Source organism: Streptococcus sp. M334, assembly GCF_000187745.1.
Classification (GTDB): Bacteria; Bacillota; Bacilli; order Lactobacillales; family Streptococcaceae; genus Streptococcus.
This window is the reverse complement of sequence record NZ_GL732488.1, coordinates 202,228-217,714: the sequence shown is the minus strand read 5'-3', so window position 1 is coordinate 217,714 and position 15,487 is coordinate 202,228. Positions and strand designations below refer to the sequence as shown.

General features: G+C 39.1%; 17 protein-coding genes, 1 pseudogene and 1 other annotated feature. Of the genes and pseudogenes, 12 read left to right on the top strand and 6 right to left on the bottom strand.

The genetic code is table 11. From position 1 onward, the window contains the following. The first annotated feature begins 31 nt into the window (after positions 1–31). From HMPREF0851_RS11085 to trpA, 10 genes are all read left to right on the top strand, one after another. Complete coding sequence (locus HMPREF0851_RS11085; protein ID WP_000022332.1) at positions 32–433, top strand: hypothetical protein; 402 nt, start codon at positions 32–34, stop codon at positions 431–433. A 124-nt stretch (positions 434–557) separates the two neighbouring features. Then, on the top strand, positions 558–1,553 hold the full coding sequence (locus HMPREF0851_RS11080; RefSeq protein WP_000410752.1) for a LacI family DNA-binding transcriptional regulator: 996 nt from the start codon (positions 558–560) through the stop codon (positions 1,551–1,553). 510 nt (positions 1,554–2,063) lie between these two features. Further along, positions 2,064–3,242 (top strand): tryptophan synthase subunit beta, encoded by a 1,179-nt coding sequence (trpB, locus tag HMPREF0851_RS11075; protein WP_000208447.1) that lies wholly within the window; start codon positions 2,064–2,066, stop codon positions 3,240–3,242. Further along, positions 3,233–3,464, top strand: a binding site (T-box leader). (Overlaps the previous gene by 10 nt.) Positions 3,465–3,839: 375 nt before the next feature. Further along, positions 3,840–5,201: an anthranilate synthase component I gene (gene trpE / locus HMPREF0851_RS11065; protein WP_000439612.1), complete on the top strand. Its 1,362-nt coding sequence runs from the start codon at positions 3,840–3,842 to the stop codon at positions 5,199–5,201. After that, positions 5,198–5,764, top strand: coding sequence for an aminodeoxychorismate/anthranilate synthase component II (locus tag HMPREF0851_RS11060; protein WP_000601915.1), 567 nt, complete (start codon positions 5,198–5,200; stop codon positions 5,762–5,764). The genes trpE and HMPREF0851_RS11060 overlap by 4 nt, the downstream gene beginning before the upstream one ends. Before the next feature lie 10 nt (positions 5,765–5,774). Then, positions 5,775–6,779: an anthranilate phosphoribosyltransferase gene (gene trpD / locus HMPREF0851_RS11055; RefSeq protein ID WP_000658707.1), complete on the top strand. Its 1,005-nt coding sequence runs from the start codon at positions 5,775–5,777 to the stop codon at positions 6,777–6,779. Next, positions 6,776–7,543, top strand: coding sequence for an indole-3-glycerol phosphate synthase TrpC (trpC, locus tag HMPREF0851_RS11050; protein WP_000076526.1), 768 nt, complete (start codon positions 6,776–6,778; stop codon positions 7,541–7,543). Before trpD ends, trpC begins: the two co-directional genes overlap by 4 nt. After that, positions 7,530–8,129 (top strand): phosphoribosylanthranilate isomerase, encoded by a 600-nt coding sequence (locus tag HMPREF0851_RS11045; protein WP_000169866.1) that lies wholly within the window; start codon positions 7,530–7,532, stop codon positions 8,127–8,129. Before trpC ends, HMPREF0851_RS11045 begins: the two co-directional genes overlap by 14 nt. Further along, positions 8,107–9,330: a tryptophan synthase subunit beta gene (gene trpB, locus HMPREF0851_RS11040; protein ID WP_000331301.1), complete on the top strand. Its 1,224-nt coding sequence runs from the start codon at positions 8,107–8,109 to the stop codon at positions 9,328–9,330. The genes HMPREF0851_RS11045 and trpB (HMPREF0851_RS11040) overlap by 23 nt, the downstream gene beginning before the upstream one ends. Next, the gene (gene trpA, locus HMPREF0851_RS11035; protein ID WP_001127019.1) at positions 9,323–10,099 is read left to right on the top strand and encodes a tryptophan synthase subunit alpha; all 777 of its coding nucleotides are present in this window, start codon (positions 9,323–9,325) and stop codon (positions 10,097–10,099) included. Before trpB (HMPREF0851_RS11040) ends, trpA begins: the two co-directional genes overlap by 8 nt. Here trpA and HMPREF0851_RS11030 read toward each other — a convergent pair. After that, complete coding sequence (locus tag HMPREF0851_RS11030) at positions 10,071–10,730, bottom strand: prepilin peptidase (protein WP_000608384.1); 660 nt, start codon at positions 10,728–10,730, stop codon at positions 10,071–10,073. The two genes, trpA and HMPREF0851_RS11030, sit on opposite strands and share 29 nt — an antisense overlap. Before the next feature lie 69 nt (positions 10,731–10,799). Between HMPREF0851_RS11030 and HMPREF0851_RS11025 the strand changes: the two genes are divergently transcribed. After that, positions 10,800–11,255: a GNAT family N-acetyltransferase gene (locus HMPREF0851_RS11025; protein WP_000155396.1), complete on the top strand. Its 456-nt coding sequence runs from the start codon at positions 10,800–10,802 to the stop codon at positions 11,253–11,255. 421 nt (positions 11,256–11,676) lie between these two features. Here HMPREF0851_RS11025 and HMPREF0851_RS11020 read toward each other — a convergent pair whose 3' ends face one another. From HMPREF0851_RS11020 to HMPREF0851_RS11000, 5 genes are all read right to left on the bottom strand, one after another. After that, positions 11,677–11,880 carry a CsbD family protein gene (locus tag HMPREF0851_RS11020; RefSeq protein WP_000109959.1) on the bottom strand — a complete coding sequence of 68 codons (204 nt, stop codon included), beginning with the start codon at positions 11,878–11,880 and terminating at the stop codon, positions 11,677–11,679. A gap of 30 nt (positions 11,881–11,910) precedes the next feature. Continuing rightward, positions 11,911–12,507, bottom strand: coding sequence for an Asp23/Gls24 family envelope stress response protein (locus tag HMPREF0851_RS11015; protein ID WP_000064108.1), 597 nt, complete (start codon positions 12,505–12,507; stop codon positions 11,911–11,913). A gap of 30 nt (positions 12,508–12,537) precedes the next feature. Next, positions 12,538–12,708: a DUF2273 domain-containing protein gene (locus HMPREF0851_RS11010; RefSeq protein WP_000455064.1), complete on the bottom strand. Its 171-nt coding sequence runs from the start codon at positions 12,706–12,708 to the stop codon at positions 12,538–12,540. An 11-nt stretch (positions 12,709–12,719) separates the two neighbouring features. Further along, positions 12,720–13,292, bottom strand: coding sequence for an alkaline shock response membrane anchor protein AmaP (gene amaP / locus HMPREF0851_RS11005; RefSeq protein WP_000030220.1), 573 nt, complete (start codon positions 13,290–13,292; stop codon positions 12,720–12,722). 78 nt (positions 13,293–13,370) lie between these two features. Continuing rightward, the gene (locus HMPREF0851_RS11000; RefSeq protein WP_229294599.1) at positions 13,371–13,595 is read right to left on the bottom strand and encodes a GlsB/YeaQ/YmgE family stress response membrane protein; all 225 of its coding nucleotides are present in this window, start codon (positions 13,593–13,595) and stop codon (positions 13,371–13,373) included. Positions 13,596–13,982: 387 nt separating this feature from the next. Between HMPREF0851_RS11000 and mgaSpn the strand changes: the two are divergent. Then, positions 13,983–15,452 (top strand): annotated as a pseudogene (gene mgaSpn, locus HMPREF0851_RS10995) (virulence factor transcriptional regulator MgaSpn). Positions 15,453–15,487: the final 35 nt, after the last annotated feature.

Genomic DNA, 15,487 nt, shown 5'->3' with positions numbered 1-15,487 from the left:
AATAAAAATAGAAAATCGGTAGTTTTTAGAGGTGTCCATAATAATTTTTGAAGAAAAGGATCTAACTAATTTGAGAGTATATAAAGTGGATTTTGATGCAGGAAAAATAACTTATTTTGATGACTATAATCTCATACAGGTATACCACTTCCATTCATTTTATGATGTTTGTGAGATGGTGTTCGCTTGTCATTTACCATTTGAAGAAATGCTTAGAAATGTTATTGTTAAGGAGAAAGCTGTTCCCATATTAGAGTGTTATATTGAACAGATAATGAATACATTTCTAAATACAGAAGGATTTACTGAAAATGATTCCTTGGAATTTTCAGGTAGTGTATTTTCTTATCCGGTGATTTGTAATGCAGTTTACAAAATAGTACAAAACAGTGAATTGAATTGTAAAATTTATGTTACTAGTACTGAAAGTTAATGTAGATTTGGTGAAGTATTTCCTCCAGATGTAAACTAGATTAAAAGATTAGAATGTAATTTTCTTGTTAAAATAATTTAAATATTGTATAGTTATAGTGAAGGTTTATGACAGGAGTATTTTAATGGAAAAAGGGAAAAAGGTAACGATATATGATATTGCACGTTTGTCTGGTTTTTCTCCAAAGACAGTTTCACGTGTAATAAATGGAGGGAATAGAGTAAAACCTGAGACTTATAATGCCATAAAAAAAGTCATCGATGAGTTATCCTATATTCCAAATGCCTATGCTCAGAATTTAACGAAGAAAGAAACCACGAATATTTTAATATCTGTGAAGAAGATTGATTCTTTTCCTTTAATCTGGTTTCAAACACTTTTAGATAAAGTTTTACAAACTTGTAGACAATTTGGAGTAAATGCTATTGTTGAATATTTTGGAGAGGAAGATTCGATTAGTAATTCAATTATTTCAAGTATTGGTAGCCTTGTAGATGGAGTGATTGTCTTTTATGAGGGGGAGAATGATATTCGAATCCAATATTTAAAGAAAAATAATATGCCTTTCATTGTCTTTGGAGAGTCTCAAACACCTGGAGTAGTTTACGTATCTAACAATAACTTTCAAGCTACTTATGATATGATGAAAGTAGTTTTGGAAAAGAATTTTAAAGATATGTGGTTACTTATGGGAGGTGAGTCTTATGTAAATAAGGATCGAGAGAGAGGAGTGAGAACTTTTTTAAAGGATAATAATTATTCTATGGATTTGAAGGTAGTTTATGGTTTAACTACAATAGAGTCAGTTTATTCCTTTGCTGTGAATGATTTGTCTTTTGGAAATTATCCAGATATTATATTTGTTTCAGGCGATGAAAAAGTTCAGGGACTAATTCGTGCGTGTTACGAAAAAGGAATAGCGATTCCGGATAATATATCCGTTGTTGGATTTGATAATATTCCAATCTCACAGTATTACACTCCTGCTTTATCTACAATTTCTCCTAATTATGTTAAATTAGCTCAAGAAATGATTGAAGGGGTATTAGCAATTATAAAGGGGGAAAGTGTCACATCTGTTGAAGTTTCTACTAAACTTGTTAGGAGACAGAGTTTCTAGTATTGTTTAATTCTTGAAAATCCTAATGGAAAAGATGGAGTGTTCTAAAGTAAGTTCTGTTTAGCCTCCATTCAGTTTCTATTGAGTTGGATCCAATTTCTAACAAGTGGGACATTTTCACGTTCGATTTACTAAAGACATTATCACATTCGAATCACACATCTTTCAAAAAAATTGTAAAAAAGTCTTGACAAAGAAAAAACAAAGTATTAAAATAAGTTCAACAAATCAGAAAAGTAACTATTTTTGATCTTCAGGGAGCCTGTGGTGATTGTGAACAGGTGGTTGGAAGTAGTGAAAGTGGGCTGATTTTAAAAATGAATTTGAAACAATGAAAATTCGGTGCGCACACCTTACAGTGCAACTTGTTGTTAGACAAGGCAGAGATGTAAAGGGATAGTCCCTTTATAATTGAGGTGGCACCGCGTTACCAACGCCCTCACATGGAAGTATATTCTGTGTGTGGGCTTTTTTCATATCTTGAAATCAATACTGAAAGAGGAAAATTTTATGACAACTAAAGGTTATTTTGGACAATTTGGTGGTAGTTTTGTACCGGAGCCGATTCAGGCTTTGTTGGATGAGTTGGAAGTGACATTTGACAAATACAAGGATGATCCAGAATTTTTGGCAGAATTTCGCCATTACTTGAAGGATTATTCAGGTCGCGAAACACCGCTCTATTTTGCAGAAAGTTTGACAGAGCATCTAGGTGGTGCTAAGATTTATCTCAAACGTGAAGATCTTAACCACCTTGGCTCTCACAAACTCAATAACGTTTTAGGACAAATTCTTTTGGCTAAACGCATGGGCAAAAAACGAGTAATCGCAGAAACAGGAGCTGGTCAGCACGGGGTTGCGACAGCAGCGGCTGCAGCCAAGTTTGGTATGGCCTGTGATGTCTACATGGGAGCAGAGGATGTGGAACGTCAACGTCTCAATGTTTTCCGTATGGAGATGATGGGAGCAACTGTTCATGCAGTTGAAACAGGGACTCGTACCCTCAAAGATGCTGTTGATGCAGCCTTTGGAGCATGGATGAATGACTTGGAAGCCTTCTATGTTCTGGGATCTGCTGTGGGACCTCACCCATATCCAACCATTGTTCATGAGTTCCAAAAGGTCATCAGTGAAGAATCTCGCCGTCAAATCTTAGAAAAAGAAGGATGCTTACCAGACTACGTTATTGCTTGTGTAGGTGGTGGTTCCAATGCCATCGGTGCTTTTTCTCAGTATGTGGCTGATGAAGAAGTTAAATTGGTTGGGGTTGAAGCTGCTGGTCACGGACTTGATACAGACAAGCACGCAGCTACTATGACAAAAGGTAGTATCGGAATTGTCGACGGCATGAAGACTTATGCAGTCTTTAAGGAAGATGGAGAGCTAGCTCCAGTTTACTCTATCTCAGCTGGATTGGACTATCCAGGGGTTGGCCCAGAACACGCCTACTTTAAAGATTCAGGTCGCGTGGAATATGTGGCTGCGACAGACGAAGAAGCTGTTCAGGCTCTCCTCCTTCTCAGCAAGACTGAAGGGATTATCCCAGCGATTGAAAGTTCGCATGCTATCGCAGAAGCAGTTAAACGTGCACCGAAACTAAGTAAAGACGATATTATCATCATCAATGTCTCTGGTCGTGGAGACAAGGACGTAGCTGCGATTGCAGACTACCTAGAAGCTAAAAAATAATAGATGGAAAAATTACAGTTTTTTCTCTCACAGAGAGCTTGTGGTTGCTGGAAACAAGCAGAGAAAGCTGTAAGGTTGGGTCCATTTGAAACAAGAGAAAAAAACATAATTCTCAAGGGAGTGCCCTTTATCGCACAGCCTGTTACAGGAGGTATCTGAGACAGGAATGAGAGATAGGAGAAATCCTATAATTGAGGTGGCACCGCGAATTTCGTCCTCACGCAAGTTATTTTGCGTGGGGATTTTTATATGTCTATTATAGGTTCAGCTGTTTAGTTTTAAATTATTGTTCATTATTAAATAGATTGCTACAAAAAATTTGCGAACGAAGTGAGCTTTTAAAAGATATTTCCCGCCATAGTGGTATCCTATAGAAGCAAATATGCTTCTATAGGACGGAATTTTTGAGAGTAAAATAGTTCGGGGAACTATTTTAGCCTGAGCCTAGAAATGAATGAGCGAGGAGCTCAAAATTAGGTCTTTCATTTCCTGGATTGCTAAAATCATCCACTGGATAATTTTACCTCCCGTCCGCACTATTTAAGGGAAATAGAAAAAGATAAAAAATTAAAAAAAGGAACTGAAAGGGAAATTACAATGGAACGAATCATTCATGGAGATGTCTTATCACCAATCTTGGCTTATATGCGCCTAAAGGGGCAACACAAGGTTATCTTAGAGAGTATTCCGAGAGACAAGGAAACAGCTCGTTTTTCTATCCTAGCTTATAATCCAGTTTTTGAGATTAAGTTTGAAAATGGAGTCCTTTATCAAAATGGTCAAGCGATTGATCGTGATCCCTTGGATTTTCTTTATGAAGTAACTCATAAGAGCCAGCACCATTCAGACCTCCCTTTTGGTGGGGGAGCCATTGGTTTTGTTGGTTACGATATGATTTCGCTTTATGAAGAAATTGGTCAAATCCCTCAAGATACAATTGGAACGCCAGACATGCATTTCTTCGTCTATGAGAGTTACATTGTCTTTGATCACAAGAAGGAGAAAATCCATGTCATCGAGGATGCTCTCTATAGCGAGCGTAGTCAAGAAGATTTGGAAAAAGCCTTGAACCAAGTGCTTGAGGAATTACGCATTCCTGCTCTAAATGAATTTGAAGACTTGGATCTATCTCCGTTAGACTTCAAACCGCATATCGCTCCTCAGAAGTTTGAGGAAATGGTGGAAACTGCTCGTGACTTGATTCGTAATGGCGATATGTTCCAATGTGTACTTAGTCAACGCTTCTCAGCAGAGGTTACTGGAAATCCATTTGACTTCTACAGAAATCTCCGCGTGACCAATCCATCTAATTACCTTTATTTCTATGACTTTGGGGATTATCAAATCATCGGAGCAAGTCCAGAAAGTTTGGTTTCTGTCAAAAATGGCATCGTGACAACCAATCCGATTGCAGGTACGCGACCAAGAGGAGCTACGGATGAAGAAGACAAGGCTTTGGCGACAGACCTGCTTTCGGATGAGAAGGAAACAGCAGAGCATCGGATGTTAGTAGACTTGGGTCGTAATGATATTGGTCGCATCTCTGAAACGGCCAGTGTCCAAGTCACTAAGTATATGGAAGTGGAGCTCTTCCGTTATGTCATGCATTTGACCAGCGTGGTCAAGGGGCGTTTGCTTCCAGAACTCACTGCCATGGATGCTTTGAAATCTACACTTCCAGCTGGAACAGTGTCAGGAGCGCCAAAGATTCGGGCTATGAGACGCATCTATGAACTGGAAACGGAAAAACGTGGCGTATATGCAGGAGCAATCGGTTACTTGTCTGCGACGGGTGATATGGATTTCGCCATCGCCATCCGAACTATGATTCTCAAAAATCAAACAGCCTATGTGCAGGCTGGGGCAGGGATTGTCTATGACTCTATCGCCCAAAACGAATACCAAGAAACCATTAACAAGGCTAAATCTATGACTAGAATTGGAGAACTAAGACCATGATTTTATTGATTGACAACTATGATTCTTTTACCTATAACTTGGCGCAGTACATTGGGAATTTTGCAGAAGTTCAGGTTTTGAGAAATGATGATCCCAAGCTGTATGAAGAAGCTGGAAAAGCAGATGGTCTGGTCTTTTCTCCTGGTCCCGGTTGGCCTGTTGATGCTGGTAAGATGGAAGACATGATTCGTGATTTTGCTGGCAAGAAGCCGATTCTTGGGATTTGTTTGGGTCACCAAGCCATTGCAGAAGTCTTTGGTGGTAAGTTAGGTTTGGCTCCAAAAGTCATGCATGGGAAACAGAGCAATATCAGCTTTGAAGCACCATCTGTTTTGTATCAAGGTATCGAGGATGGCCGTGCGGTCATGCGTTACCACAGTATTTTAATTGAAGAAATGCCAGAAAACTTTGAAGTGACAGCTCGTTCAACTGATGACCAAGCTATTATGGGAATTCAACATAAAAACCTACCGATTTATGGCTTCCAGTACCATCCAGAGAGCATTGGAACGCCAGATGGCTTGTCTTCTATTCGGAATTTTATTGAGAAGGTTGTAAAGTGAGGAAACTAGGATGAAAGAGATTATTGAAAAACTAGCAAAATTTGAAAATTTATCAGGTGTGGAAATGACGGATGTCATTGAGCGTATCGTAACTGGCCGTGTAACGGAGGCGCAGATTGCTTCTCTCCTTTTGGCTCTTAAGATGAAGGGGGAAACACCTGAAGAACGCACAGCCATTGCCCAAGTCATGAGAGGGCATGCCCAACATATTCCAACTGAAATTCATGATGCCATGGACAACTGTGGTACAGGTGGGGACAAGTCTTTCAGCTTTAACATCTCCACAACTGCAGCCTTTGTCTTGGCTGGTGGCGGTGTTCATATGGCAAAACATGGTAATCGCTCGATTTCTTCTAAATCTGGTTCTGCAGATGTCCTCGAAGCCTTAGGCATCAATCTTGATCTCAAACCAGCTGAACTAGGTAAGGTCTTTGATAAAACTGGCATCGTCTTTCTCTTCGCTAAAAATATGCACCCAGCTATGAAATACATCATGCCAGCTCGTTTGGAACTAGGAATTCCAACAATCATGAACTTGACTGGTCCACTGATTCATCCAATGGCTTTGGAAACACAGCTTCTTGGAATTAGTCGTCCAGAACTTCTAGAAAGTACAGCTCAGGTTTTGAAAAATATGGGGCGCAAACGTGCTATCGTAGTTGCTGGACCAGAAGGCTTGGATGAAGCCGGCTTGAACGGAACAACCAAGATTGCTCTTCTTGAAAATGGCGAAATCACCTTGTCAAGCTTTACTCCAGAGGATTTGGGGATGGAGCGCTACGCTATCGAAGATATCCGTGGAGGCAATGCTCAGGAAAATGCAGAAATTTTGCTTAGTGTTCTTCAAAACGAACCAAGTCCATTCTTGGAAACTACAGTTTTAAATGCTGGTCTTGGTTTCTATGCTAATGGTAAGGTAGCTAGTATCAAGGAAGGAGTTGCCTTGGCTCGTCAAGTGATTGCTAGTGGCAAGGCCCTTGAAAAACTCAGACTGTTACAGGAGTACCAAAAATGAGTCAGGAATTTTTAGCACGAATCTTAGAGCAGAAGGCGCGTGAGGTCGAGCAGATGGAGCTGGAGGAAATCCAGACCCTGCGCCAGACCTATCGCCTGGCTGAATTTTTGAAGAATCACCAGGACCGTTTGCAAGTAATCGCTGAGGTCAAGAAGGCTAGCCCTAGTCTGGGAGATATCAATCTGGATGTAGATATTGTGCAACAGGCCCAGACTTATGAAGCGAATGGCGCAGTGATGATTTCGGTTTTGACAGATGAAGTTTTCTTTAAAGGGCATTTGGATTATCTGCGGGAGATTTCCAGTCAGGTAGAGATTCCGACGCTCAACAAGGATTTTATCATCGATGAAAAGCAAATCATCCGTGCTCGCAATGCAGGTGCGACAGTTATCTTGCTCATTGTGGCAGCCTTGTCAGAAGAACGTCTCAAGGAACTGTACGACTACGCGACAGAGCTTGGTCTAGAAGTCTTGGTGGAGACTCACAATCTATCTGAACTAGAAGTGGCCCACAGGCTTGGTGCTGAGATTATTGGGGTTAATAACCGCAACTTGACCACCTTTGAAGTCGACTTGCAGACTAGTGTAGACTTGGCCCAGCACTTTAAGGAAGGTCGCTATTACATTTCTGAATCTGCCATTTTCACAGGGCAGGATGCGGAACGACTAGCACCCTACTTTAACGGAATTTTGGTTGGGACAGCTCTCATGCAGGCAGAGGATGTGGCTCAGAGAATCAAGGAGTTACAGATTGACAAAGGTTAAAATTTGCGGATTATTGACCAAGGAAGCGGTGGTAACAGCCGTTTCAGCAGGGGCAGACTACATCGGTTTTGTCTTGGCACCTAGTAAGAGACAGGTGACCTTGGATCAGGCTGCTGAGCTGGCAAAGCTTATTCCTGCAGATGTCAAAAAGGTTGGTGTATTTGTTTCACCAAGTCGGGCAGAACTGCTAGAAGTCATTGACAAAGTTGGCTTGGACTTGGTTCAAGTTCACGGTCAGGTGGCAGATGATTTGTTTGAGAATTTGCCTTGTGCCAGTATTCAGGCTGTGCAGGTGGATGGAGAGGGTCATGTGCCCAATTCTCAGGCAGATTATCTACTCTTTGATGCCCCTGTGGCAGGAAGTGGCCAGCCCTTTGACTGGGCTCAACTGGATACGATTGGACTAACTCAGCCCTTCTTTATCGCAGGTGGGCTTAATGAAGACAATGTAGTAAAAGCAATTCAACACTTTACTCCCTATGCAGTAGATGTATCAAGCGGAGTGGAGACAGATGGACAAAAAGATCATGAAAAGATTAGAAGATTTATAGAGAGGGTAAAGAATGGCATATCAGGAACCAAATAAAGATGGATTTTACGGAAAATTCGGTGGACGTTTCGTCCCAGAAACATTGATGACAGCAGTTTTGGAGTTGGAGAAGGCTTATCGTGAAAGTCAGGCAGACCCAAGTTTCCAAGAGGAATTAAACCAACTCTTGCGCCAGTATGTGGGGCGTGAAACTCCTCTTTACTACGCAAAAAACTTGACCCAGTATATTGGCGGAGCCAAGATTTATCTTAAACGTGAAGACCTTAACCATACAGGGGCCCACAAGATTAACAATGCCTTAGGACAAGTTTTGCTTGCCAAACGCATGGGTAAAAAGAAAATTATTGCTGAAACAGGTGCTGGTCAGCACGGTGTGGCAACTGCAACAGCTGCAGCCCTCTTTAACATGGAATGTACCATCTACATGGGTGAGGAAGATGTCAAACGCCAAGCTCTCAATGTCTTCCGCATGGAGCTTTTGGGAGCCAAGGTTGAGGCTGTGACAGATGGTTCGCGCGTGCTCAAGGATGCGGTCAATGCAGCCCTTCGTTCATGGGTGGCAAATATCGATGATACCCACTATATCCTTGGTTCTGCCTTGGGGCCTCATCCTTTCCCAGAAATCGTTCGTGACTTCCAAAGTGTCATCGGTAGGGAAGCCAAACAACAGTATCGCGATATGACAGGTCAAGACTTACCAGATGCCCTAGTAGCCTGTGTTGGTGGTGGGTCGAATGCTATCGGGCTCTTCCATCCATTTGTAGAAGATGAGTCGGTAGCCATGTATGGGGCTGAAGCGGCTGGACTTGGTGTGGATACGGAGCACCACGCAGCTACCTTGACCAAGGGTCGTCCTGGTGTCCTTCACGGTTCCCTCATGGATGTGCTCCAAGATGCTCATGGTCAAATTCTTGAAGCCTTCTCTATCTCAGCAGGTTTGGACTACCCTGGTATCGGTCCAGAACATTCTCATTATAACGACATCAAGCGTGCCAGCTATGTTCCTGTGACTGACGAGGAAGCCTTGGAAGGATTCCAACTCTTGTCTCGTGTGGAAGGGATTATCCCAGCCTTGGAATCTAGCCATGCAATCGCCTTTGCGGTGAAATTGGCCAAAGAACTCGGACCAGACAAGTCCATGATTGTCTGTCTATCAGGTCGTGGTGACAAGGATGTGGTTCAAGTCAAAGACCGCTTGGAAGCAGATGCAGCAAAGAAGGGAGAAGCTCATGCCTAAGACATTAACAGAAAAATTGAACGCTATAAAAGCAGCTGGAAAAGGAATTTTTGTTCCCTATATCATGGCTGGAGACCACGAGAAAGGTTTGGATGGTCTCGGTGAAACAATCCACTTTTTAGAAAATTTGGGTGTCTCTGCTATTGAAGTAGGCATTCCTTTTTCAGATCCTGTTGCAGATGGACCTGTTATCGAAGAAGCAGGCTTGCGCAGTCTAGCCCACGGGACTTCGACAGAAGCTTTGGTTGAAACCTTGAAAACCATTGAAACAGAGATTCCACTGGTCATTATGACCTACTTCAACCCCCTCTTTCAGTACGGTGTGGAGAACTTTGTCAAAAATTTGGCAGATACAGCGGTTAAGGGTTTGATTATCCCAGACCTGCCTCATGAGCATGCTAACTTTGTAGAGCCTTTTTTGGTAGACACAGACATTGCTTTGATTCCTTTAGTAAGCTTGACCACAGGGATTGAGCGTCAGAAAGAGTTGATTGAAGGGGCAGAAGGATTCGTCTATGCAGTTGCCATCAATGGGGTAACAGGGAAATCTGGCAATTATCGTGCAGATTTGGACAAGCACTTGGCACAATTGCATCAAGTGGCTGACATTCCAGTCTTGACAGGATTTGGCGTATCTAGTCAAGCCGATGTAGAACGCTTCAATGCGGTATCAGATGGCGTTATCGTTGGTTCGAAAATTGTAAAAGCTCTCCATGAAGGAGAGCCAATTCAGGACTTTATCAAACAAGCAGTAGCTTACCAAAAATAATCACACAAGTAGCGAGTAAGAGGAAAGGCACAAAAGGAAGTCTTTCCTTTTTCTTTTTCAGGAGAAAGGCTAGAATCCCCGTCGCAGAAGCAAACTGAATCAAGATAAGTAATTCGGTTACGCTAAAGACGAGAGCGCAAGAAGCTAAAAAGAGAAAATCCCCTGCGCCCATGCGAATATCGATAAAATGAGCTAAAATTCCAAGAGCAAGGAAGAAGACCATGACCAGATTCCAGCCAGAGGAAGCCATGAGGATTAGGTGGAAAGTCATCCAGACCAGTAAGGGATATTCCTGATGGTGAAAGTCGTAGATGCCCAAGGTCAAACCAGCAGTGATTAGGATGACTTGACTCAAGGAAAGCAATTCCCAAGACCAAGCCAGAAAGAGGAGCCCTAAGCCTAGTTCCAAAAGGGCATACCAGACGGGATAAGGAGCCTTGCAGTAGCGACAGCGAAAGCGATTGAGCACCTGCGAGAGAATCGGAATCAAATCTAAGGGGCGCAAGCGAGCCTGACAGGAATCGCAGTGACTGGCTGGGCTGATAATGGATTGCTCTGGGAAACGGTCAATAACCAAACCAAGAAAGGAAGCGAGAATGCTCCCGACAAGAAAAAAATAAATATTAATCATACTTATCTATTCGTAAAAAATAGGAGAAGTAGTATAATGGAGAAACATAGATAAGATGGTGAGGCAAAGATGACAATTCGTTTTGAAGAAAAGTTAAGCGTAGAAAATGCTCAGCGCGTATGCCAATGGTCCAACTCCCTTGGCAAATCCTTTCAAGAACAATGGATGGGAACAATAATTCCTTTTCCCTTGACAATTCAAGTTTTGCAAGATTTGGATGGAATCTTTTCTATATTTGATGGACAAGAGTTTGTGGGGCTTATCCAGAAAATCAGGCAAGAAGACAGCAATCTTCATATTGGAAGATTTTTTATCAATCCCCAGAAACAGGGGCAAGGCTTAGGTAGCCAGGCTTTAAGGAAATTTGTTAGTTTGGCATTTGAAAATGAAGACATAGATACTATTTCTCTAAATGTCTACGAGGCAAATCAAACAGCTCAGAATCTTTACCAAAAAGAAGGATTTGAAATCGTTCAAATGGTTGAAACACCTATACGAAAATACATCATGAAAAAGAGGAGGTAGAAATCAAACAGCCTTGAAATCAATGTTGACTGCAATTGTGAACCTGAATCAGCCCCTCAAAAGGGACTGTATATAAATGAACGTTACCAGTGTTTAAAAACTAAAAAATATCAGGCACTTTTATCTTCCAAGGGTAGATAAATTTTCGCTAAACGTAAGATTGATATGAAATCTGTCTTTGGGCAGATAAAGGTTTGTTTGGGTTATAAGAGATGTTAGCTGAGAGGTGAGCGTAAAGTGAGAATTGACATGGGATTCGTACTCATGGTCAACAACCTGCTGAAATATAATAAGAGAAAGAGGCAAAATTAAAAAGCTAGAGTTCCGCAATTGGAAATCTCTAGCTTTTTGTTTTCTGAGAATCATCTTGACTCAGACTCTTTTGACTAATGTTACTAAAAAGATAAAGTAACTTTTAGCCTTATTTATTGTCGCCACTCAATATGTTTTTAACACCATCGATAGCGCCTTCTACAGCGTCTTTGGCATCTTCAGCAACTTCTTTTACTTTAGAAACAACTTTTTCAGCTGTTCCTTCTTTTTCCATTTTTTCATCACCGATGGCTTTACCAACACCTTCTTTAATAGAACCCTTAGCTTGATTTAATTTTTCTTCTACTGACATGATAATTTCTCCTGTTATATTTATTTTATCTTAGTTTACACGAGTTTTTTCGTGAGATACTACACCAGTTGCTGCACCTTTAACAGCTTCTACACCTTCGCTAACTTTTTCTTGAACAGTTGAGAAACCAGATTTAGCTTTTTCGAATTGTTCTGAAGCGAATTCTCCTGTTGATTCAGCAACGTCAGATACGCGATCTTGAAGGCTTACTGAGTCTGCTTCATGTTGTTCTTTAGTTTTGATGTCGACAACGTTTACGTTGATTTCAACAACTTCCAAGTCAGTCATTTTAGCAACTTCTGAAGATACGATTTCTCTGATTTCTGAATATAAAGCTGGAACATTTTTTTGGTACTCAGCAATAATGTTTAAGTCAACTGCGACTTGTGTTTTACCAACTTCTACGTTAACACCACTTGTTACGTCATCGCTGTTAACGATTTTTTCTTTAAGATTTGAGAAGAAACCACCGTCGATTCCCAAAAGACCTGAAACGTTTTCTAGTGACAGACCAATGATTTTTTGGATAACTTTATCTTCGTAAGTAAGTTCCCCTTTGATTTCGTGAGCTACAGCAGTAGCATCTTTCTTTTCTACGTTAGTGTTAATGTTTTTTTCGTTTGACATATGAAACTCCTTTAATTAAATTAGTAATTTTTATTTATCTATATAGTTTTTTTCGATATATAATCCAGCTGCAACTCCCAGTGCTCCTAAAATCAATACAAATATTGTTTTGAAGAAGCCAAAGGAGATAATCAAACAAGCGAGAAATACGCCTATGAGACCTGCGATTATTGGATATCGATATTGTTTAAGCCATTCCATTTTTTACTTCCTTACTTCACACGACTAACAGTCTTTTTGTTTTGAGGTTTTGGTTTAGGCTGGTAGTCTTTTACTAGAACTTCTAGTTTAACCTGACGCTCAATACCAAAAAATTGCTTCAATCCATTAGTTATTTCATTTTGAATTAGTTGGCATCTGTCAGCGATGTTGTCCGAAGGAAGAATTTTACCTTCTACATGAACGAAACATTTATTTTTTCGTAAATTTACATGAACAGTTGGGTTCTTGATCAATCCATGATCACTTACCAAACTTCTAACAAAACCTTCGATTGCAGAATTCTTTAATTTTAATGTATCGTTTTTAGTTTCAAGTTGAATTTCCAAATAACGTCTGGGATAAAACAACACAACTAACATCGATAACAAAACTAAAGTTGATAGAGCCACTATCCCCCAGAATATATATCTAGAGAGATAAAATTCAACGAAATGATTCTGTCTCCAGCTAAATAGCTGAATGCCTAGATCACTAACTTGATGATAATCTATCAAAACAGGAAGGAAAATTGTCAAGATTAAAATACAGAAAATAATGAAACATATTTTCTTTGCTTTTGACATATACAATCCTTTCGATTTAACATTTAAACTATTTTTACCCGTCTAATCTATTTAAAAATAGTTTATTACTACAAGTAATTATTTTTTACCTGTAAAGAATGATACTACAGTAACAACAATTGCTGCTCCTGCAATAGATGGGATCAAAGCCATTCCAGCGATGGATGGGCCCCAACTACCTAAAAGGGATTGTCCTACAGATGACCCGACTAAACCAGCGAATACATTTGCGACGATTCCCATAGAACTACCTTTTTTAGTGATTCTACCTGCTACAAGTCCAATAAGACCTCCAGCAATGATAGATCACAACATTGCTTACCCTCCTTTTCTATTTTAATATTAAAAAATAAATCAATTACTTTGATTATCGCTATTATATAATTTTAATATAAAAAATCAATTATTTTGATTATTATATAATTTTAATATAAAAAAATCAAATTCTTTGATTGTTGCTATCATATAAATTTTTAAAAATAAAAATATAATCTTTCGACTTGAATTTGATTCTGTATTCACGCCCTCAATAGACGGTAAAATAAGAAAATTGTTTATATATTGCCTCCGTAGTATTATTATACGAAATAAAGGATTTTAGTAAAAGTCGTTATATCATGCTATACCTATTCTTTGTGGTATAATTGCAAGAGGTGAAATCCGATAATTTATAAAGAGAGAAAGACATTCATGAGAGATTTATTATCTAAAAAAGTCATAGGCAATTAGAATTATTATTTGAACATAAACGTTAGTTTCATCGTTCTGAACTAGCAGAGTTATTAAATTGTACAGAACGTGTAGTCAAAGATGATCTATCCCATGTTAAATCTGCTTTTCCTGACTTGATTTTTCATTCTTCGACTAATGGTATACGCATTATTAATACCGATGATAGTGATATTGAAATGGTTTACCATCATTTCTTTAAGCATTCAACTCATTTTTCGATTTTAAAATTTATCTTCTTTAATGAAGGTTGTCAAGCTGAAAGTATTTGTAAAGAATTCTATATCAGTTCATCTTCGCTCTATCGTATTATTAGCCAAATCAATAAAGTGATTAAAAAGCAATTTCAATTTGAAATCAGTCTGACCCCTGTTCAAATCATTGGAAATGAGAGAGACATTCGTTACTTTTTTTGCACAATATTTTTCAGAAAAATATTATTTCCTAGAATGGCCATTTGAAAATTTTTCATCAGAGCCCCTATCTCAATTGTTAGAATTGGTTTATAAGGAAACAAGCTTTCCAATGAATTTGTCAACTCATAGAATGCTAAAGCTGCTCCTGGTTATTAATCTATATCGAATAAAGTTTGGTCATTTTATGGAAATAGAGAAAGATTCTTTTAACGACCAAAGTTTGGATTTTTTAATGCAGGTAGAAGGAATAGAAGGTGTTGCTAAGAATTTTGAATTAGAATACAATATCTCTTTAGATGAAGAAGTTGTTTGCCAATTATTTGTGTCTTACTTTCAAAAAATGTTTTTCATAGATGAAAGTCTCTTTTTGAAATGCGTAAAAAAGGATAGCTATGTTGAAAAATCTTACCATCTATTGAGTGATTTTATTGATCAGATTTCAGTCAAGTATCAGATTGAGATTGAGAATAAGGATAATCTGATTTGGCATCTGCATAATACTGCACATCTGTATCGTCAGGAGTTGTCCACTGAGTTTATTTTATTTGATCAAAAAGGGAATACAATCAGGAATTTTCAAAATATTTTCCCTAAATTTGTTTCAGATGTAAAAAAAGAGCTTTCTCATTATTTAGAGACTCTTGAAGTTTGTTCTAGTTCAATGATGGTAAATCATCTATCTTATACCTTCATCACTCATACCAAACATTTGGTGCTTAATCTACTACAAAATCAGCCAAAGCTGAAGGTTCTGGTTATGAGTAATTTTGATCAGTATCATGCAAAATCCGTTGCAGAGACACTTTCTTATTATTGCAGCAACAATTTTGAACTTGAAGTTTGGACTGAATTAGAATTATCAAAGGAATCTTTAGAAGAATCGCCTTATGATATCATCATTTCTAATTTTATTATTCCTCCGATTGAAAATAAGAGACTGATCTATTCAAATAATATAAACACGGTCTCACTCATATCTTTGTTAAATGCCATGATGTTTATTCGATTAGATTAGTAACCTAAAATAAAAAATGCTATTTCGCGTTTTGA